The sequence below is a fragment of the Arthrobacter sp. GW822-FHT05G07 genome (assembly GCF_058799755.1).
In genome coordinates this window covers 371,270-390,651 of the sequence record NZ_JBXALT010000005.1, presented here as the reverse complement: position 1 = coordinate 390,651, position 19,382 = coordinate 371,270, and the positions used below count along the sequence as shown (strand labels likewise).

Genomic DNA, 19,382 nt, shown 5'->3' with positions numbered 1-19,382 from the left:
CCCTCTCTCACATCCCTCGGGCTTGAGCCCAACCCTCTCTCACATCCCTCGGGCTTGAGCCCAACCCTCTCTCACATCCCTCGGGCTTGAGCCCAACCCTCTCTCACATATCGAATGATGCAACCAGGCGAGCGAGAGGGGGAGGCGCCTGTCCGTGCGGTAGCGCGGCGACCAGCAGGGGAGCGTATCGAATCTTGTTGCCGCTGCGTCCGCCGAAAAACCGGCGCAATTGCATCGTTATGGGTTGGTCCCGCAATGAAGGCTGGCGTTGAAGGAGCTCGAACGACGCGAGCTCGCCCTGGTCTTCGATGACGCTGAGCACGGCTTCAATGCCAAGGCAACGGATGAGTTCGTCCTCCAGATCAGCATCACAGACCTGGAACCCGAGCTCCTCCAATGGGCCGACCCCCAGGCCTGCCCTGCTGAGGGCGCGGGCAACTCCCGGAGACTCTGCTGAGTCGCAGAGGCCCAGCAACCTGTGACCGGCGCCTTTCGGACCGTAGCGCTCGAGGAAGTGGACTATGCTCGTGGCGCCGCCCATCGGCACCACCGAGATTCTTCGCGCGCTGATGTCATATCCACGGAGGGCGGCCAGTGCCTCGACCGCCAGGCGGTCACTTTCACCCTCTACCAGTACTGTCGTCGACTCCATGGGGACAGTATGCCGGACGCTATGCCGGCCAATCCGGCTGGACCCCAAACCCAAGTACTGTCAGGGAGCATCGGTGGTGGAGCTAGTTGGCGGGGCTGTGCTTCGCTACATCAGCGGCGTTGGTGGCCGCACTCATCAACACGGCAGCACCGAACATGTGCGCGCCGACCAAAAAAGCCGGAATTCCGTTGTAGTACTGCGTGAAGCCGATGACCGCCTGCAGCAATGTAACGCCGAGCAGAAGGTATGCGGCCGTGCGGAACGGGCCCCCAATCTTGTGACGGACCACCAAGTACACCGCGAACAGTGTTCCTGCCGTGATGAGGTAGGCCGGTACGGCGTGGATATGCGAGAAGAGATCCCAGTCCAGGTCATTTCGCGGAGCGTCTGCATCTCCTGCGTGGGGCCCGGCGCCAGTGACCACAACACCCAGCATGACCGAAAGTGCCGAGAAAACAGCGACAGCCATCATCAGGGGGCGTGCGATGGAGGGGAGCGCCGGAAGGGTGCGGTTCATGAAGCGGCCGGTCCGCCCATAGGCCCGGTTGACCAGCAGTGTGGCAAAGACCACCAGGGCCATGGAGACAAGGAAGTGCAGCCCGACAACCCACGGGTTGAGGCCGGACAGAACGGTAATACCGCCAATGATGGCCTGGGCCGGGATGCTTGCAAGGAGCCCCAGGGCAAGGATGAAGAGGTCGCGACGTTCCTTGCGGAGGTTCCACAAGTACACGAGCATGAGCGCGGCAACGGCCGCGAGGGCGAACGTGAGCAGGCGGTTGCCGAATTCAATGAACCCGTGGATGCCCATCTCCGGTGTATTGACCAGGGAGTCGTTGGTGCAACGGGGCCACGTGGGGCAACCCAGCCCCGAGGCGGTGAGGCGGACGGCACCACCGGTCACCACAAGAACCGTCTGCCCAATGAGGGACAGCAGGGCCAACCGGCGTACGGCCTTGTTAACCTCGGTGGGCAACTTGGACGTGAATCGCTGGATGGTTTTCGGGAGGCGCGATGCCGTGCTCACAGTTTTCTCAACTCTCAGTTCTGAATGTTGGTGGATACCAGGTTGCTTAGTTCCACTTAAACCAGCGGATGGCTGCAGCGCCGGCCAGCACTGTCCACAGCAGGAGGATCACAACGGCAGGGAACGGGACGGCCCCCGCCAGAAAGGCGTCCCGGAGTGCTTGGCCCAGCGCACCGGAAGGAAGGAATTGGACGATGCCCTGCAGCAAAGAGGGCAGTCGTTCGGCCGGTACCACTATGCCGCCCAACGCTCCGAGGAGAATCCACAGCAGGTTGGTGATCGCAAGGGTAGCTTCGGGCCGTACCGTTCCAGCCACGAGCAAGCCCAATGCGGTGAAGGCAGCAGCACCGAGAACCAGCAGACCGAGCCCCGGAAGCCAGGCCTCCGGCCGCGGCTGCCATCCCAGCAGACCGGCAACGGCCCCTACTACCAGCACTTGGAGGAACAGAACCACCAGCACGGCGAGGATCTTGCCCGCGATGAGCCCGCCCCTGCCAAGGGGAGTGGTGGAAAGAAAGCGGAGAACTCCGTATCGGCGATCAAAACCGGTAGCGATGCCCTGACCGGTGAAAGCCGTGGACATCGCGCACAGGGCGAGAATTCCCGGGGTCGCAACGTCCACACGGGAGCCACCAAGGCCATCCAGCATCGGGGTGACCACCAACCCCACGAGCGCCATCAGAGGCAGCACGATGGCGAGAATGAGTTGCTCACCATTGCGGAGCATGGTGATGGTCTCGTAGCGCCCCTGCTGCATGATCCGGCGCGGCAAGGATGCCGGCCCGGCGTTAGGGGAGAGAAGCTTGCTCATCGGAGTTCCCTTCCGGAAATGTCCAGGAACACGTCCTCCAGGCTGCGGGCTTCCAATCGCAATGAGGCAGGCATGATGTTCCGTTCAGCCCACCAGGCGGTGAGGGCCGCAAGGTCCTTCGGCGTGAGTTCACCAGTGATGGTGTAGCTGCCCGACCGGGTCTCGGTGACCTGGAGGCCCGCACCAAGCACGTTGGCAAAGTTCAGCCCGGCCGGAGCATCAAAGTACAGTGTCCGGTCCGAAACAGCGGATTCGGCGGAATGGTCATGTCGAAGCAGTTCGGCGACTGTTCCTTCCACAACGTTATGACCGCCGTCGATGATGTAAACATAATCCGCCAGGCGTTCGGCATCATCCATGAGGTGAGTCGTCAGGACGATTCCCATGCCTGCGTCCCGAAGTTCCGCGATGAGATCGAAGACCATCTGGCGTGACTGTGGGTCAAGCCCCGCGCTGGGTTCGTCCAGGAACAGGATCTCCGGGTTTCCTACCAAGGCTGCCGCCAGTGCCAGCCGCTGCTTTTGGCCGCCCGAAAGACGCCGCACGCTGGTCCTGCTGAACTGGTTGATACCCAGCCGCTCCACCAGGGCGTCAACGTCCATGGGCTTTTGGTACATGCCGGCAATGTGCCGCAACAAAGATATGGGACGGGCCGACGGCGGGAGGCCGCCGTCCTGGAGCATCACACCTACGCGGGACCTCAAGCCGGCTCCTGCCGTGTCCGGGTCCTCGCCAAGGAGGGAGATTTTTCCGTCCGTTCGCTTCTGCAGGCCTTGGGCGCATTCCAGAGTGGTGGTTTTACCTGCGCCGTTAGCCCCCAGCAGGGCGGTTACTTGGCCGCGTTCGGCCACGAGGGACAGCCCGCTGACCACCCTGAGCATTTTGCCGTCAAGGGAGGCCAGGGGGCCTACGTCCTTAATGAGTCCATCTATAGTGAGGACAGGGGAATCGGGGGATCGCACCAGAGTATTCTACGGGAAGTAGTACGGTCACACTTGGCGGGCGGCGCAGGTCAGTCTTGCCTTACTGGATGCATGAAACAAATTACGACATGATTGTGTTGTGTATTCCATGAGCAGTCCAACTTCCATGCCCTCAACACGGCATGCTGCAGCGGCAGAGGCATTCGTTGCCTCGCCTGCGCTGCCGGACGCGGATGACCGCACACGGGACCGCGTCTTGAGCGCCGTCCTGGAGAACGGCCCGGTAAGTGCCGCGGAACTGGGCGACCTTCTAGGATTTACGCCGGCTGCGGTGCGGCGGCACCTTGACCACCTGGAACGCACCGGCGTCATCGAAGTCAAGCGTGTGGCCAAAGCCGGTTCCGGCGCAGGCCGTCCGGCCCGACGATATGTCCTTAGCTCGCAGGGGCAGTCCAAGCTAGGCGACGATTACCTGAATATTGCCAGTTCGGCACTCAGGCGCCTTCAGGAGCTTGCCGGCGAGGACGCAGTCCGTGAGTATGCCGAAGAACGCTTCTCGGACATGGAGCGCCGCTACGCCCCCGAGGTGGAAGCCGCCGGTAGTGACATCACGGCGCGCGCAATGGCGTTGTCGAAGGCCCTCAGCCGTGATGGCTTTGTTGCCTCGGCCCATTCCATTGAAGCCAAGGCCCCTCTGCCGGCCGCGTTGTCCAGCGTTCAGCTGTGCCAGGGCCACTGCCCGATTCAGCGGCTCGCCGCAGAGTTTCCCGTGTTCTGCGACACCGAGACCAAGGTCTTCTCGCGTTTGGTGGGCGTAGATGTCCGGCGCCTTTCCACCCTCGCGCAGGGCGGACACGTCTGCACCACCCACATACCTACCGGGCGCCCGGCTGCCACGGCATCCCCAGATGTCGCAGTGCAGCCCGGGAACCCGTATCAGGAATCAAACAACCAGCAAGAAAGGCCGTGATGACGGACCAAATAGCAGAGAAAGCGGTAGCTGACGGCACTGTGATCTCGGAGATTCTGGAGAAGAATCCCGAACTGCACGGTATCGGAAACTACGAGTACGGCTGGGCCGACAAGAACGACGTAGGCGCCAACGCCCGTCGTGGCCTCAACGAGGAGGTCGTCCGTGACATCTCCTCGAAGAAGAACGAGCCCGAATGGATGCTCGATCTGCGGCTCAAAGGCCTGAAGTACTTCGACCGCAAGCCCATGCCTACCTGGGGTGCAGACCTCTCCGGCATCGACTTCGACAACATCAAATACTTCGTTCGCTCCACTGAGAAGCAAGCGGCAACATGGGAAGACCTTCCGGAGGATATCCGGAACACCTATGAGAAGCTGGGCATTCCCGAAGCTGAGCGCAGCCGCCTTGTCTCGGGCGTCGCTGCCCAGTACGAGTCCGAGGTTGTCTACCACCAGATCCGTGAGGACCTGGAAGCCCAGGGTGTCATCTTCCTGGACACTGACACCGCCCTGCGCGAGCACCCGGAGATCTTCCAGGAGTACTTCGGCACCATCATCCCGGTGGGCGACAACAAGTTCGCTTCGTTGAACACGGCCGTATGGTCCGGCGGGTCGTTCGTGTACGTGCCCAAGGGCGTTCACGTGGACATCCCGCTGCAGGCCTACTTCCGCATCAACACGGAGAACATGGGCCAGTTCGAGCGCACGCTGATCATCGCTGATGAGGACTCTTACGTCCACTACATCGAAGGCTGCACGGCTCCGATCTACACCTCGGATTCCCTGCACTCGGCCGTCGTGGAGATCATCGTGAAGAAGGGCGCCCGCGTCCGCTACACCACCATCCAGAACTGGTCCACCAACGTGTACAACCTGGTGACCAAGCGCGCCATCTGCGAAGAGGGCGCCACCATGGAGTGGATCGATGGCAACATCGGATCCAAGGTGACCATGAAGTACCCGGCCGTCTACCTCGTTGGTGAGCACGCCAAGGGTGAGACGCTGTCCATCGCCTTCGCCGGCGAGGGCCAGCACCAGGACACGGGCTCCAAGATGGTGCACATCGCGCCGAATACCAAGAGTTCCATCATTTCCAAGTCCGTGGCCCGCGGCGGCGGACGTGCTGCTTACCGCGGCCTCGTGCAGGTCCGCGAAGGCGCCAAGCACTCCGCCAACACGGTCCGTTGCGATGCCCTCCTGGTGGACACCATTTCCCGTTCGGACACATACCCGTACATCGACATCCGCGAGGATGACGTTGTCATGGGCCACGAGGCCACCGTTTCACGCGTCAGCGAAGAGCAGCTCTTCTATCTGATGTCCCGCGGCATGCCTGAAGACGAGGCCATGGCCATGATCGTGCGCGGCTTCATCGAGCCGATCGCCCGTGAATTGCCCATGGAATACGCTCTTGAGCTGAACCGCCTGATTGAACTGCAGATGGAAGGGTCCGTCGGTTAACAATGACTGATATCACTACTGAAAAGGCGCGCATCGGCGCGCCCTCGGCCCAGCCGTTTATCAACGGCTTCACCGAGGAAGGCGAGAACCTTTCGCCCGTCAACACCGGAACGAACACCAGCACGACGTCGGAGCAGCCTTCCGCTGGTCCGCTCGCCGGCGCTTCGGCCAAGAGCCACTCGCACGGTGGCGGGGTCGGCATCCCGGACAGTTCCCGCGCCGGCCGCCTCACCTCATACAAGTTGGCAGACTTCAAGCCGCTGAACGGCCTCGAGGAAGACTGGCGCTTCACTCCGCTGAAGCGTCTCCGCGGCCTCCACACCGAGGTCCTCAGCGGCGCAGCTCCGGCTGTCAGCGTTACTGCACCGGCCGGCGTTGTTGTTGAAACCGTTGGACGCGATGACAAGCGCATCGGCCAGGCTGCCATTCCGGAGGACCTCGTGTCCGCCAATGCTTGGGAGAACTTCGCCGAAGCTACAGTCGTCACCGTGCCCGCCGAACTGCAGGCCGACAGTGAAGTTTCGGTCCTGATCACCGGCGCCGGAGAGGCTCCTTCTGCCCAGCACATCGTGATTGTGGCGGAGCGTTTCTCCAAGGCTGTGGTGGTTCTGGACCACCAAGGCAGCGCGGTTGTCTCCGAGAATGTGGAGATCATCGTTGAAGACGGCGCCGAGCTGACCGTCGTCTCGCTGCAGGAATGGGCCGACAACGCCGTTCACGCGTCATCGCAGCAGGCAAAGATCGGCCGCGACGCCAAGTTCAAGCACATCGTTGTCAGCCTTGGCGGCGACCTTGTACGTGTCACCCCGTCCACGCGCTTCACTGCCCCCGGCGCCGACGTCGAAATGTTCGGTCTGTACTTCGCCGATGCCGGTCAGCACCTTGAGCAGCGTCTCTTCGTTGACCATGCAGTGGCCAACTGCAAGTCCCGTGTCCTCTACAAGGGTGCTCTTCAGGGACGCAATGCCCACAGCGTCTGGGTTGGCGACGTCCTGATCCGTAAGGAAGCTGAAGGCACGGACACCTATGAGGCCAACCGCAACCTGGTCCTCACGGACGGTGCCCGCGCTGACTCGGTTCCCAACCTTGAAATCGAAACCGGTTTGATCGAGGGTGCAGGCCACGCCAGCGCCACCGGCCGTTTTGATGACGAGCACCTGTTCTACCTCATGGCCCGCGGCATCCCGGAAAAGGTTGCCCGCCGTCTGGTGGTCCGGGGCTTCCTTAACGAGATCATCCAGCAGATCAAGGTCCCGGCAATCGAAGAGCGCCTGACCGCAGCTGTTGAGCGCGAACTCGCCGCGACCGACAACTAAGACAGGCCAGGCAGAGCAACAATGAGTGAAGAAACCAAGGGCGAACTGGTATGCAACGCCAATGACATCCAGGTCAAGCAGGCGCTGCGTGTCCTGATCGACGACTACCCCGTAGCCATCGTCAAGGACTCGATGGGCGATATCCACGCCATCGCCGATACCTGCTCGCACGCGGACATCTCGTTGTCCGAGGGTGAGGTTGAAGGCTGCGCAATCGAGTGCTGGGGACACGGTTCCCAGTTCGACCTCCGCAGCGGACAGCCCCTCCAGCTGCCTGCTTACGACCCCGTGCCCGTATTTGCCGTCACCATCGATGGCGACGACGTTTACGTGGACGTGACCAACGTTGTGAACGGCGCCTCGGTAGATAACTACTGAGCGCCCAGTACCGCCAGACTTACGAACGGAAAGAAAGAAGAGCATGTCAACTCTTGAAATCAAGGACCTGCACGTCAGCATCGAGACGGAGCAGGGCACCAAGGAGATCCTGAAGGGCGTCAGCCTCACCATCAAGACCGGTGAAACGCACGCCATCATGGGCCCCAACGGCTCGGGCAAGTCCACCCTTGCCTCCACCATCGCCGGTCACCCGCGCTACAACGTCACCAGCGGCACCATTACGCTGGACGGCGAAGACGTTCTTGAGATGAGCGTCGACGAGCGCGCACGTGCAGGCGTCTTCCTGGCCATGCAGTACCCGGTAGAGGTTCCCGGCGTCACCATGACCAACTTCCTGCGCACCGCCAAGACCGCGATCGACGGCGAAGCACCGGCCCTGCGTACGTGGACCAAGGACGTCAAGGCTGCCATGCAGCAGCTCCGTATCGACGCCGACTTCGCACAGCGCAACGTCAACGAAGGCTTCTCCGGTGGTGAGAAGAAGCGCGTTGAGATCCTTCAGCTCGAACTCTTCAAGCCGAAGTTCGCCATCCTTGACGAGACCGACTCCGGCCTGGACGTCGACGCTTTGAAGGTTGTCTCCGAGGGCGTCAACCGCGCCCACGAAGAGGGCAACATGGGCACTCTGCTCATCACCCACTACACCCGCATTCTGCGCTACATCAAGCCGGACTTCGTCCACGTGTTCGTTGACGGCAAGGTTGTTGAAGAAGGCGGACCCGAGCTCGCAGACCGTCTTGAAGAAGAGGGCTACGACCGCTACGCCCCAGGCGCCGGCGTTGCCGTTGCTCCTGCTGTGCAGGCCTAGTTAGGATCGTTCCATGACCGAAATCAACACGGCGCGAACCAGCCTCGAGGACGTCGAGGAAGCGCTCAAGGACGTCATCGACCCGGAACTCGGGGTCAATGTGGTGGATCTGGGCCTTCTTTACGGACTCAAGTACTCCGATGAGGACGGCGCGCTTCTGATCGATATGACACTGACCACGGCGGCCTGCCCGCTGACGGACGTGCTTGAAGAGCAGGTGGGCAAGTCCCTCGACGGCGTGGTTGATGATTGGCGCCTGAACTGGGTGTGGATGCCGCCTTGGGGTCCCGAGCGGATCACCGACGACGGCAAGGACCAGATGCGGGCCCTCGGCTTCAACATCTGATCAGCAGTTTTTCGCTCGCTACCAGCGGGCACAAGGAAGGGTTCCGGGCCATTGGCCCGGAACCCTTCTTCGTCTTACCTTCCAGCCCTGTTCTTCCAGCCCTGGCCTTCCAGCTCTAGGGCGCTGCAACTCCGAAGGTGTCGCACTTGTTGATGTCACCTGTGGTGTAGCCCTGATAGAACCACTTCTGCCGCTGTTCACTGGATCCGTGCGTCCACGATTCCGGGGACACGCGCCCCGTAGCCGCCTCCTGGATGCGGTCATCGCCGACGGCGGACGCGGCCGAGAGCGCGTCCTGCAGGTCTTGTTGGGTCAGGGGATCAAGGAAAGGCTTGCCGCTGGCATCCGTCTGTGTCGTAGCGTGGCGAACCCACAGACCGGCAAAGCAGTCGGCTTGGAGTTCCACCCGGACTGCTCCCGACTGCGGACCCTGGGGGTCCTGCTGTGCTTGGTCCAAGGTGCCCAGAATGTTTTGGACATGGTGTCCGAATTCGTGGGCTACTACGTACTCCTGTGCCAGTGGTCCTCCCGACGAGCCGAAGCGGGTGACCAGGTCATCGAAGAACCCGGGGTCAAAGTAGGCGGTGGTGTCCGCAGGGCAGTAGAACGGTCCCACGGCACTCGTGGCCGAACCGCAACCCGTGGTGGTGGCTTGGCTGAAAATGACGGTATTTGGCCGTGGATACTGCACGTTGTAGTCCGCAAGGTAGTCAGGCCAGAACGCATTAAGGCTGTTCACGGTGCCCGTGATCCGGCAATCCAGCCGCTTGTCCGCATCAGCGCCGGTCTGGCACTCCTGGACACCTCCGGCACCACCGCCACTTTCGACGGCGGGTGGCTGGCTTCCGCTGCCCGTCAGGTCCCCGAGGATGTTGGGATTGATACCGAAGAGTGCCAGCAGCAGCACCACTATGCCCCCTCCGATCCCTCCGCCGATCTTGGTGCCGCGGCCCATGCCACTGCCACGTCGGTCTTCCACTTGCGAGGGGTCCAGCTGCGCGCCGTCATTGAAACTCATACAGTCAGAATAGACGTCACTATTGGTGCCCGGTGCCGGACACTGCAGTAAAATTGCGTGGATGCCTTTCCTGGACAAACTTCAGCTCTGGGCCGAGGAGCGCCCGCACGACGCCGCCGTCGTTGTGGGCAGCAGCCGGCTCACCTGGGCGGGACTCCGCGACGCTGCAGCAGGGCTGCTCGGTGATGCGACTGCCACAACTGTCCTTGCCGAGCCCAACTCCGTTCGCTTTGTGGAGCGGTACACTGCTGCGGTGGCGGGGGAACGGCGCTGTGCCGTACTGGACCCCGAATGGCCGTCGCCAATGATCGAAGAAGTCTCGTCGCGGATCGTCGAGGCCATCACGCCGGTTGAGACCGGGCTGGTGGATGGAGATCCGTCGAGTACCTTCCTGATCGGGCTTACCTCGGGCACCACCTCTGTCCCCAAAGCCTTCACCAGGTCCCGCCGTTCCTGGCAAGTGTCCTTCGAAGCTTCGATCGAGTTCTTTGGCCTCTCGCAGGACGACCGGACCCTTGCGCCGGGCCCTTTGTCAGCCAGCCTGAACTTGTATGCACTCTCGGAGTGTCTGTACGCCGGAGCTGCATTCCACACCCTTGAATCGTTCGACGTCGGCGACGCCCATGCTGCCATCAGTCACGATGGCATCACCCGCCTGGTCCTGGCACCCACTGCGTTGAGGTTGCTCAGCGAGCGGGGTCTCGCAGGGGACGTTGATGCTTCCGGCATTCGCAGCATTATTTGCGCAGGTTCCAAGTTGGATGCCCGGACGTTGGAAGCGGCCCGGCGTTGGGCGCCCCGCGCCGCCATCTACGAGTATTACGGGGCTTCGGAGTTAAGCTTTGTTTCCGGCACCCGTTTGGCCGCTGGTGAACCCTTGGATTCCGGTGGTACCGGGATCGGCTTGCCGTTTCCGGGCGTGGAGCTGAGTATCCTCGATGATGCCGGCAGCCCCCTCCCGGACGGTGAGCACGGAAATATCAGCGTTCGCAGCGGAATGGTCAGCAACGGCTACCTTTGGGGCGACGATGGACAAGCCTTGCGGTGCATCGATGGTTGGTACACCGTGGGGGACCAGGGTTTCCTGGACAACGGCACTCTTCACATCCTTGGCCGCCGCTCGGACATGATCATCACCTCGGGAAAGAACGTTTACCCGCACGAGGTAGAGCTTGCCGTCGCATCCGTGCCGGGTGTGGATGTTGCGGTTGCAGCGGGTGCGCCCGACGATATCCGCGGCCAAAAGGTGATCGCCGGCGTCGTACCTGTGTACGGTGCGGTCACTGCCACCCAGCTCCGCACAGGGCTGGATGGTCTGCTGGCACGGGACAAGTGGCCGTTGCAGTACTACTTGTTGGCGGAGCTTCCCATGACCGACAGTGGCAAGGTCAGTAGAAAAGTCCTGCTGGACTGGATCAAGAACCATGACCCCCGGGCACAACTCCTTGGGTAGCGGAAGCCCCGTGGCCAGCGTCGAGGAGTTGCAACGCGAGTCCGACGAATCGCGGCAACCGGTCATCATCGCCGCGCTCCGCTCTCCGATCTGTCGTGCCAACGGGCAGCTGAAGCATCTCCGTGCGCCGGATCTCCTGGCACCCGTGTTGGGTTCCCTCCTGGAGACAGCGGGCGTGGATCCCACGGACGTGGACGATGTCATCATCGGGAACGCCGTGGGCGGAGGCGGTAACGTGGCCAGATTCGCTGCACTCCAGGCAGGGATGCCCATCACAGTGCCCGCCCTCACCGTTGACCGGCAATGCGGCTCGGGTCTTGACGCCATTGCACTGGCGTCACGCCTGGTTGCAGCCGGCGGTGACCCTCTGTATCTGGCCGGTGGGGTGGAAAGCATCAGTACCGCTCCGGCCCGGGCCAACAGAACCAACGACGACGAACTCGACTTCTACTCCAGGGCCAGCTTCGTGCCGCCACAGTTCGGCGACCCTGACATGGGTATTGCTGCGGAGAACGTTGCCCGCGAGTTTGGCGTGACACGTCAAAGACAAGACGAGTACGCACTCAGGAGCCATCGCCGTGCGGTCGACGCCGCGACGGCGGGCACATTTGCGGATGAGATCGTTCCGCTCAAGAACAACGAAAAACTGGTGGATTCCGACGACGGCCCCAGGGCTTCCCTGCGGGCGCCGCTGATGGCCAGGTTCCCCGCTGCGTTCGTGGCCGGGGGAACGGTCACGGCAGCGAACTCATGCTTTGACGCAGACGCCGCGTCCGCCGTCGTCATCACGTCGCTCAAGCGGGCCCGCTCCATGGGTGCGACGGACGGGCTGCTGGTGCTGGGATGCGACACCGCCGGCGTTGATCCCACACTCCTTGGCATCGGAGCCGCCCATGCCGCCGAACGGCTCCTTGACCGTCACGCGATGGCCGTGGGAGACATTGATCTGATTGAGTTCAACGAGGCCTTCGCCTCCCAGGCCATCGCTTGCCTGGATCACTTGGGTGTAGATCCTGGCAGTGCCAACCTGGATGGCGGCGCACTGGCCCTGGGTCACGGCTACGGCGCCTCAGGGGCGGTCCTGGTGACGCGGCTGATGGCCCAGGCGCGCAGCCGATATGCCTCCCAAGGACAGAGCCCCATGGCGTTGGCAATGATCAGCATTGCAGGCGGCATGGGAACCGCAGCGCTCCTGCAGTACGCCAGGCTCTAGTCCCTCAGGTCCGGTTCGCCCAACCCGCGGGCTGCCAGAGCGTCACCCGTTTGCCGGGCATACGCCACGGTGGTGATGAACACGGGCAGAACCAGCGCTCGGGGATTGCGTTCAAGCCCTCGGGCCCGCGCTGAGTCCCGGACGTCCGAGAAAGCGCCCGCTATGTAGGGGATGCTCCTCAGCATCACCGCGATGGTCAAGGCGAAGCGCTCCGGGTCGGCACCGAAGCGCCGGAACGGTTTTGCGAGGGCCACCACGCCATCCAACAGGTCCTGTACGGGAGTGGTTGCCGTCAGCACTGAGGCAGCCACCACGCAGACCAGGACGTTCAGGACGATGCGCCCTGCGGTGGGGGCCCCGAGTTGCCACCATTGGAAGAGTCCGATGACCAAGAGGATGGGCGTCACCATCCACACTGCACGCAGGAGGCGGCGGAACCCGGCGCCCGTGAGCAGGAACAGGCCGCACATGATGGCGAAGATCACAAGGGATACGGCCCAGTCCACAATGAGGAAGGATGCCGTTCCGCAAGCCGCCACCACCAGGAATTTCAGCCACAGGGGAGTGCGGTGGATGATCGAGTTCCCTCGCACGTAGTTGGCGATCAGGAAGCCATGCCCCCTCATCTCGGCACATCACCTAAGCGGGCGCCATGCCCGACGTCGTCCAAGGCAGCCGCGCACAGTGCACGGTAACGGGCGACGCCGTCGGCAGCACCGCCGTCGAACACGATGCGTCCGGACTCCACCACCAACACCCGGTCCATATCGAGCGCGAGGTCCAGATCGTGCGTGGACATGATCACCTGCTGGTCCAGTCCGGCGATGGTTCGCCGCAGGAGTTCGCGGTTCCTCAGATCAAGGAGGGTGGACGGCTCGTCGAGAACCAAGACTGTGGGGTCGACGGCAAGGACTGCGGCCAACGCCAACAACTGCCGTTCACCACCGGAGAGTTCGTAGATGCTTTGATCGGCCAGATGAAGCAGGCCGAAGCGATCCAGCACTGCTTCTGCCCGCGCGGCCCGCTCCTTGGAGTTCTTGACGGAACGGCGTAACGAGAGCTCAACGTCTTCCCGCCCGGTAGGCATCACCAACTGTGACAGGGGATCGGTAAAGACGAAACCCACATTGCCGCGGACGCGGCGTACATCGGAAACAGAGTCGACGCCGTGGACCACAACCGTGCCAGCGCTTGGAACAACCAGGCCGTTCAGGAGCCGTAGCAGCGTGGATTTCCCGGATCCGTTGGCTCCGATCACCGCGATCCGGCGCTCGGTCAGTTCCAAGGAAAAGTCGTGCAGCAGGGTCTTGGGCACGTCGCTGCCATCAACCGCCACGTGCACCGAGACCCTGCTGAAACAGATGGAGTTCATGTACTGATTGTTCCCGCTTACTTGACCCGGCGCACCAGGACGTCCGGGAAGGCCTTATGAATCGCCACGGCGATGATCACGGCCAGGACGTTCTTGATGATGTCACCGGGGACGAAAGGGAGGTCGGCGAGGAAGGCCTTGGGAAAGTCCAACTTCGCATTGACCATCATGCCCAGGACGCCAAGTGCGTGGATAACCACGATGCTGCTTACCATGGCCGCTGCGAAGAGCCACAAGGCACGGAACTTAACCGTCCTGCGGATGACCACCGCCGCCAGATAGCCGGTTGCCGCTGCCGCCAGTGGAAACGCGATGATGTAACCAGCGGATGGAGTGGCAAGGATACCCAAGCCACTGCGGCCACCACTGAAGATCGGCAGCCCGGCGAAGCCAAGCAACACATAGAGGCCGACGGCGGCGAAACCGCGCCCGGCGCCCAACACCAGTCCGCTGAGCATCACGGTCAGGGTCACCAACGTGATGGGAACGCCAAGGGCGCCTACCGGAATACCGGGGACGATCGCGGAGGCTGCCACGAGGGCAGCGAAAACCGCGATGAGGCCCAGATCGGTGGCGGTCCAGCGTTTGCGGGACGTGGTGGTGCGCTGCCCAGTGGCAGAGGCAGCGGCAGAATCGGTCTGGCTCATGACGGTCCTAACGGGTGTGATGCGATGCGATGAAAATGTTTGTTTCCCCTCTTGTCGAGGGTACGGAGGGATCGAATGCCGGATTTTGGAGCCTTTCCACAATGCTGAGCGGGAATTCTTTGGCCGTTGGCACAGTTTTCCTCTCCGTAGGCCGATGTCAGCCCTCGGCCGGGGTACCGGTAGACTTGAACAGGCTGTTCTCACGGCCGCCCCCGCCGCACTTATCGGACCCACCGGTCCCCGCGAGCGTTCCCCATTGAAAGGCATCACCCGAATTGATTACCGTCCAGGACCTCGAACTCCGCGCTGGCGCACGCCTGCTCATGGACCAGGTCAACTTCAGGGTGGACAAAGGGGACAAGATTGGACTCGTCGGACGTAACGGTGCCGGCAAGACCACCCTCACCCGGGTCCTCGCCGGCGAGGGGCTTCCCGCAGGCGGAAAAGTCACCCGCAGCGGTGAGATTGGTTACCTTCCGCAGGACCCGCGGACACCGGACATGGAACAGCTCGCCCGCGACCGCATCCTTTCCGCTCGCGGCTTGGACGTCGTGGTGGGCAAGCTCAAGAAAGCCCACGAGGACATGGCAAGCGATGATGCAGCCGTCCAGCGCAAGGCCATGAACCGCTATGACCGCCTGGAGGCTGAGTTCCTTTCGGGTGGCGGCTACGCTGCCGAAGCTGAAGCCGCTGCGATCTCCTCCAACCTCGCGCTGCCGGACAGGCTCCTCAACCAGCCGCTGAAAACACTATCGGGTGGCCAGCGGCGCCGTGTGGAGTTGGCGCGCATCCTGTACTCCGATGCGGAGACCTTGCTCCTCGACGAGCCCACCAACCACCTTGACGCCGACTCCATCACTTGGCTGCGGGACTTCCTTAAGAACCACCAGGGTGGATTGATCGTGATCAGTCACGACACCGACCTGCTCGAAGCAACGGTGAACAAGGTCTTCCTCCTGGACGCCAACCGTGCCCAGATCGACTTTTACAACATGGACTGGAAGCGCTACTTGCTCCAGCGTGAAACGGACGAGCGCGCCCGGAAGCGTGAACGCGCCAATGCTGAAAAGAAGGCGCAGGTCCTGATCGATCAGGCCAACAAGATGCGTGCCAAGGCAACCAAGGCCGTGGCTGCCCAGAACATGGCCAAGCGCGCTGAGAGGCTCTTGAGCGGTTTGGAGGCCGTACGCGAAAACGACCGCGTGGCAGCTCTGCGGTTCCCGGATCCGTCTCCTTGCGGCAAGACCCCCTTGACGGCGGAGGGATTGAGCAAGTCTTACGGTTCGTTGGAGATTTTCACGGACGTGGACCTTGCTATCGACCGCGGCTCCAAAGTGGTCATTCTTGGACTCAACGGTGCCGGCAAGACCACTCTTCTGCGCATGCTGGCTGGTGTCGACAAGCCGGACACCGGCGACATCATCCCCGGACACGGCCTCAAGGTGGGCTACTACGCCCAGGAGCATGAGACGCTCGACGTCGACCGCACGGTCCTGGAAAACATGCGGTCTTCAGCTCCGGACATGAAGGATGCCGAAGTCCGAGGCATCCTGGGCTCGTTCCTCTTCTCCGGTGACGACGTTGACAAGCCCGCAGGCGTTCTCTCCGGCGGTGAGAAGACCCGGTTGGCCCTGGCTACAATTGTGGCCTCCAGCGCCAACGTGCTGCTCCTCGATGAGCCCACCAACAACCTGGACCCTGCAAGCCGCGCCGAAATCCTGGGCGCACTGAAGAACTACAGTGGCGCCGTCGTCATGGTCAGCCACGACGAAGGTGCTGTGTCAGCGTTGAACCCGGAGCGCGTTGTGTTGCTCCCGGACGGCGTTGAGGACCACTGGAACGAAGACTACCTGGACCTCATCACGCTGGCGTAGGGACTGGGCTAGCGGACCTGGAGAGGTTCCGCGGCGGTGATTCGTGCCAGTTCTTCATAGCTGATGGAGAACATTGAGTTGTGATCTCCTGCGCCGGCCCAGAGGACCGGGTGCGCTTGGAGTGAGATGTCCAGAAGCGTCCTGATCTTCCGGGGGTGGCCCACCGGCGCAACTCCGCCTACTTCCTGGCCAGTGTGTTGCAGCACGAATTCCGGCCTGGCACGGCGGATCTTTCCGATGCCCAGCTGATCGGCCACCATCGTCGTGTCCACCTTCGCCGCACCGCTGGCGAGGATAAGCAGGGGCTCGCCGTCGAAATCGAAAATCAGGCTGTTGGTGATCGCCGCTACATCGCAGCCAAGGGCCGATGCTGCCGCAGCCGCTGTGGGCACCTTTTCCTTGAAAATCCGGACCGTGTCCTCTGCACCAGCCGCTATCAAAGCAGACCGGACGTTCAGGACGGGATCATGAAACAGTTCAGTAGCCTTGTGCATCCAGAATGGCGTCTTCCTCTTCTTCGGACGTGGGCCGTTTGTTTTTGCGGGGAGCAGGCGTGCGCTTCTTGGGCGTGCCACCGGCGGCAAGGATGTGCTCGTCCTCTTCCTCTTCTGCGTCGATGGCCGCGTTCCGGGCCTGTTGCCGCGCTGCGTATCCGAACCCGATAAACATCAAGACGCCAAAGGCGAACCACTGCAGGGAGTAGGAGAGATGCGTGCCCTCTTCCGTGGCTGGCTTAGGGAAGGGCGTGGGCATGGGTTGCACCGCAGGAGTCTCGCTTGCCAATTGCCCATAGGCTCCCGTGGCTATGCCGTAGGGGAGTTCAGTGGCAAAACTGGCCAGGTCAATGGAGGCGAGCTGACCGTCCACGGCGCCGCGGTCCAGCTTGGGCTCTGCCGGCTTGAGGCGGGCGACCACGGTCACCTCACCTGTGGGAGGCGCGGGAACGACGTCGGGACGGCCAGGTGTGTCGTTGCCGATCGGCAGCCAGCCGCGGTCAATCACCACGGCTTCGCCTGTAGTCAGCCGGAAAGGAACTACGACGTCGTAACCTGGCTGGCCGTTCAGCGGCCGGTTTCGCACAACCCGCTGACCATCGAGGTCGTAGCTGCCACGCATCTCAACCTGGGTCCATTCCCTTTCAGGATCCAGATCCTGAAACTGGTCCTTGATCTCCGCGAAGGGGATAGGGGTGGCCGAGTAGTTGCTCACCACACGATTGATTTCCGCCAGCGTTTCAGCCCTGCGGTCCATCTGCCAACGGCCCAGAAAAACGCAGGCCGTGGCGAAGATAACAGCCAGCACGAAATACCCCAGCCACTTGCTGGAGAAAAGGAAACGGTACATTCAGCCGGCCTCATTCGATGTTGCTTCACTCGCCGTGAACGGCACGGTTTCTTTCCACAGGCCGCGCGTCTGCAGGTAGTCCTCCAGCCAGTCCCGGTGGTCTCCGCACGAAAGCCATACCTTGCGGCGATCCGGCGTGTGGATCCGGGGATTGTTCCACAGGAGTTGCCACTCAGCGCCGGCACGGCATCCCTTGCGGGAGCACAACGCAGGAACCGTGGCGCGTTCGGCCTCCTGGCCGGCCGCCCCTAAGCCGCCAAGATTAAAGATATTCATGAAGCCGCCCGTTCGTCGCCGGGATGTCCGGCCTCGCTTGCACGGCCCGCTGCGGGGCCCGCTTGATTGCTTGGTGGTTCTTCATCCACCAGTTCACCTTGGAGCACTGTTGGTGCGTCTGCAGGAGTTTCTTCCGGCTCTGAGGAACGTTCTATTTCCGGGACGGCCACGTAGTCCAGCAAGGACTCGCTATGGTCCTCGGCTTTGTCGTTGCCGTTGGCGATGACCACAGCGATCCATGGCAGGAACACTGCGCCTGCGATGGCGATGATCTTGAACCAGCCGTCCACCACGAAAATCAGGATGATGCAGACCATGCGGATGCCCATGGCCACCGCGTACTTGATCATGCGATCACGCATGTCTTCGGAGTGTGCCGCAGCGGCATCTGTGATGCTGTGGACTTCGGGGTCGCTGGAAACAGCGTCCGGTTCCCCGGGCACTTGCTGCAGGGGACTGTTTTCTCGTGTCACAACTGAATCATCACGCTCCAAAGGCCTCTTCCAATTCTCTCACCAAGGCTGTACCCGCCCAAACCGCGCTGGTTTCCGGTTACCCGCGGGTTGCAACGAGCTGCGGATAGGATCGACACAGGAAAATCCCCCTTCATTGCGGCATACGAATGCCGCGGAACCTGGAGCGAAAGCATGTCTGAAGCAGCATCCACCGGCCGCAGCGTCCTCATTACCGGCGGCAACCGGGGCATCGGCCTCGCCATTGCAGAATCGTTCCTTGCCAACGGTGACAAGGTTGCCGTCACCTACCGCAGTGAAACAGATCTGCCTGAGGGCATCCTGGGCGTCAAGGCCGACGTCACGGACGAGGCATCGATTGACGCTGCGTTCAAGGTTGTTGAAGAGGCGCATGGGCCAGTGGAAGTGCTGGTAGCCAACGCAGGCATCACCAAGGACACGCTGCTGTTGCGGATGAGCGAGAACGATTTCACCTCAGTTCTGGACACCAACCTGACCGGCGCCTTCCGGGTCATCAAGCGGGCCTCCAAGGGCATGATCCGGCTGCGCAAGGGTCGCGTGGTCCTCATATCATCAGTCTCGGGTCTTTACGGCGCCCCCGGCCAAATCAACTACTCCGCTTCCAAGGCCGGAATGGTGGGCATCGCACGGTCACTGACCCGCGAACTCGGCAGCCGCGGTATCACTGCCAACGTAGTTGCTCCGGGTTTCATCAACACGGACATGACCGCAGAACTGCCGGAGGAAACTCAGAAGTCCTACTTGGCCAATGTTCCTGCGGGACGCTTCGCCGAGGCTTCGGAAGTCGCAGACGTTGTTCGCTGGGTTGCCAGTGACGAGGCAGCGTACATCTCCGGCGCCGTGATCCCGGTTGATGGCGGACTGGGGATGGGCCACTAGGCCACTAGGCTGCACAGCAGATTTTGTCCGGGACCAACAACGGATTTCTTTCCTGCCGCTGGCATGATGGAAGTCGAGCCCACGGAATTTGGATGAA

The 19,382-nt window shown here is 62.2% G+C and carries 22 protein-coding genes; 10 read left to right on the top strand and 12 right to left on the bottom strand.

The window, feature by feature from the left end:
• Positions 1–103: 103 nt before the first annotated feature.
• The 4 genes from AC1RJY_RS11040 to AC1RJY_RS11025 all read right to left on the bottom strand — a co-directional run bounded on the left by AC1RJY_RS11040 (position 104) and on the right by AC1RJY_RS11025 (position 3,452).
• Entirely contained in the window at positions 104–652 is a 549-nt protein-coding gene (locus AC1RJY_RS11040; protein WP_498602290.1) for a TOPRIM nucleotidyl transferase/hydrolase domain-containing protein, read from the bottom strand.
• A gap of 82 nt (positions 653–734) precedes the next feature.
• Positions 735–1,679: a COX15/CtaA family protein gene (locus tag AC1RJY_RS11035; protein ID WP_498602289.1), complete on the bottom strand. Its 945-nt coding sequence runs from the start codon at positions 1,677–1,679 to the stop codon at positions 735–737.
• Positions 1,680–1,725: 46 nt separating this feature from the next.
• The gene (locus AC1RJY_RS11030) at positions 1,726–2,490 is read right to left on the bottom strand and encodes an ABC transporter permease (protein ID WP_014921879.1); all 765 of its coding nucleotides are present in this window, start codon (positions 2,488–2,490) and stop codon (positions 1,726–1,728) included.
• Entirely contained in the window at positions 2,487–3,452 is a 966-nt protein-coding gene (locus AC1RJY_RS11025) for an ABC transporter ATP-binding protein (protein WP_498602288.1), read from the bottom strand. Before AC1RJY_RS11025 ends, AC1RJY_RS11030 begins: the two co-directional genes overlap by 4 nt.
• A gap of 109 nt (positions 3,453–3,561) precedes the next feature.
• Between AC1RJY_RS11025 and AC1RJY_RS11020 the strand changes: the two genes are divergently transcribed.
• From AC1RJY_RS11020 to AC1RJY_RS10995, 6 genes are read left to right on the top strand one after another with little or no spacing between them, the layout of a single operon-like run.
• Complete coding sequence (locus AC1RJY_RS11020; protein WP_014921880.1) at positions 3,562–4,383, top strand: helix-turn-helix transcriptional regulator; 822 nt, start codon at positions 3,562–3,564, stop codon at positions 4,381–4,383.
• Complete coding sequence (sufB, locus tag AC1RJY_RS11015) at positions 4,383–5,846, top strand: Fe-S cluster assembly protein SufB (RefSeq protein ID WP_011774792.1); 1,464 nt, start codon at positions 4,383–4,385, stop codon at positions 5,844–5,846. The genes AC1RJY_RS11020 and sufB overlap by 1 nt, the downstream gene beginning before the upstream one ends.
• Before the next feature lie 2 nt (positions 5,847–5,848).
• Positions 5,849–7,162 carry a Fe-S cluster assembly protein SufD gene (gene sufD / locus AC1RJY_RS11010; protein ID WP_011774793.1) on the top strand — a complete coding sequence of 438 codons (1,314 nt, stop codon included), beginning with the start codon at positions 5,849–5,851 and terminating at the stop codon, positions 7,160–7,162.
• Positions 7,163–7,183: 21 nt separating this feature from the next.
• Complete coding sequence (locus AC1RJY_RS11005; RefSeq protein ID WP_011774794.1) at positions 7,184–7,540, top strand: non-heme iron oxygenase ferredoxin subunit; 357 nt, start codon at positions 7,184–7,186, stop codon at positions 7,538–7,540.
• Between the two features lie 43 nt (positions 7,541–7,583).
• Entirely contained in the window at positions 7,584–8,369 is a 786-nt protein-coding gene (gene sufC, locus AC1RJY_RS11000; protein ID WP_011774795.1) for a Fe-S cluster assembly ATPase SufC, read from the top strand.
• Between the two features lie 13 nt (positions 8,370–8,382).
• Complete coding sequence (locus AC1RJY_RS10995) at positions 8,383–8,715, top strand: metal-sulfur cluster assembly factor (RefSeq protein ID WP_011774796.1); 333 nt, start codon at positions 8,383–8,385, stop codon at positions 8,713–8,715.
• Between the two features lie 115 nt (positions 8,716–8,830).
• On the opposite strand, the gene ypfJ is transcribed toward AC1RJY_RS10995, so the two are convergent.
• The gene (gene ypfJ / locus AC1RJY_RS10990; RefSeq protein WP_014921883.1) at positions 8,831–9,733 is read right to left on the bottom strand and encodes a KPN_02809 family neutral zinc metallopeptidase; all 903 of its coding nucleotides are present in this window, start codon (positions 9,731–9,733) and stop codon (positions 8,831–8,833) included.
• 61 nt (positions 9,734–9,794) lie between these two features.
• On the opposite strand from ypfJ, the gene AC1RJY_RS10985 reads away from it, so the two are divergent.
• Entirely contained in the window at positions 9,795–11,186 is a 1,392-nt protein-coding gene (locus AC1RJY_RS10985) for a class I adenylate-forming enzyme family protein (RefSeq protein WP_498602287.1), read from the top strand.
• The gene (locus AC1RJY_RS10980; protein WP_498602286.1) at positions 11,158–12,399 is read left to right on the top strand and encodes a thiolase family protein; all 1,242 of its coding nucleotides are present in this window, start codon (positions 11,158–11,160) and stop codon (positions 12,397–12,399) included. Before AC1RJY_RS10985 ends, AC1RJY_RS10980 begins: the two co-directional genes overlap by 29 nt.
• Here the strand turns inward: AC1RJY_RS10980 and AC1RJY_RS10975 are convergent.
• Genes AC1RJY_RS10975 through AC1RJY_RS10965 form a run of 3 tightly spaced genes read right to left on the bottom strand, consistent with a single transcriptional unit; the run spans position 12,396 to position 14,418 of the window.
• On the bottom strand, positions 12,396–13,025 hold the full coding sequence (locus AC1RJY_RS10975; protein ID WP_011774800.1) for an energy-coupling factor transporter transmembrane component T family protein: 630 nt from the start codon (positions 13,023–13,025) through the stop codon (positions 12,396–12,398). The genes AC1RJY_RS10980 and AC1RJY_RS10975 overlap by 4 nt on opposite strands.
• Positions 13,022–13,771, bottom strand: a complete 750-nt coding sequence (locus AC1RJY_RS10970) for an energy-coupling factor ABC transporter ATP-binding protein (RefSeq protein WP_014921886.1) — start codon at positions 13,769–13,771, stop codon at positions 13,022–13,024. The genes AC1RJY_RS10975 and AC1RJY_RS10970 overlap by 4 nt, the downstream gene beginning before the upstream one ends.
• A 17-nt stretch (positions 13,772–13,788) precedes the next feature.
• Complete coding sequence (locus AC1RJY_RS10965; protein WP_210063814.1) at positions 13,789–14,418, bottom strand: biotin transporter BioY; 630 nt, start codon at positions 14,416–14,418, stop codon at positions 13,789–13,791.
• Positions 14,419–14,693: 275 nt separating this feature from the next.
• On the opposite strand from AC1RJY_RS10965, the gene AC1RJY_RS10960 reads away from it, so the two are divergent.
• A complete protein-coding gene (locus AC1RJY_RS10960; protein ID WP_011774803.1) occupies positions 14,694–16,292 on the top strand; it encodes an ABC-F family ATP-binding cassette domain-containing protein in 1,599 nt (532 codons plus the stop codon).
• Positions 16,293–16,300: 8 nt separating this feature from the next.
• On the opposite strand, the gene AC1RJY_RS10955 is transcribed toward AC1RJY_RS10960, so the two are convergent.
• From AC1RJY_RS10955 to AC1RJY_RS10940, 4 genes are read right to left on the bottom strand one after another with little or no spacing between them, the layout of a single operon-like run.
• On the bottom strand, positions 16,301–16,786 hold the full coding sequence (locus AC1RJY_RS10955; protein WP_011774804.1) for a YbaK/EbsC family protein: 486 nt from the start codon (positions 16,784–16,786) through the stop codon (positions 16,301–16,303).
• Positions 16,770–17,636, bottom strand: coding sequence for an SURF1 family cytochrome oxidase biogenesis protein (locus AC1RJY_RS10950; RefSeq protein WP_011774805.1), 867 nt, complete (start codon positions 17,634–17,636; stop codon positions 16,770–16,772). The genes AC1RJY_RS10955 and AC1RJY_RS10950 overlap by 17 nt, the downstream gene beginning before the upstream one ends.
• The gene (locus AC1RJY_RS10945) at positions 17,637–17,912 is read right to left on the bottom strand and encodes a hypothetical protein (protein ID WP_014921889.1); all 276 of its coding nucleotides are present in this window, start codon (positions 17,910–17,912) and stop codon (positions 17,637–17,639) included.
• Entirely contained in the window at positions 17,909–18,406 is a 498-nt protein-coding gene (locus AC1RJY_RS10940) for a DUF3099 domain-containing protein (protein ID WP_011774807.1), read from the bottom strand. Before AC1RJY_RS10940 ends, AC1RJY_RS10945 begins: the two co-directional genes overlap by 4 nt.
• Before the next feature lie 153 nt (positions 18,407–18,559).
• Here AC1RJY_RS10940 and fabG point away from each other — a divergent pair, with 153 nt between their 5' ends.
• Positions 18,560–19,285 carry a 3-oxoacyl-ACP reductase FabG gene (gene fabG / locus AC1RJY_RS10935; protein ID WP_043470263.1) on the top strand — a complete coding sequence of 242 codons (726 nt, stop codon included), beginning with the start codon at positions 18,560–18,562 and terminating at the stop codon, positions 19,283–19,285.
• Positions 19,286–19,382: the final 97 nt, after the last annotated feature.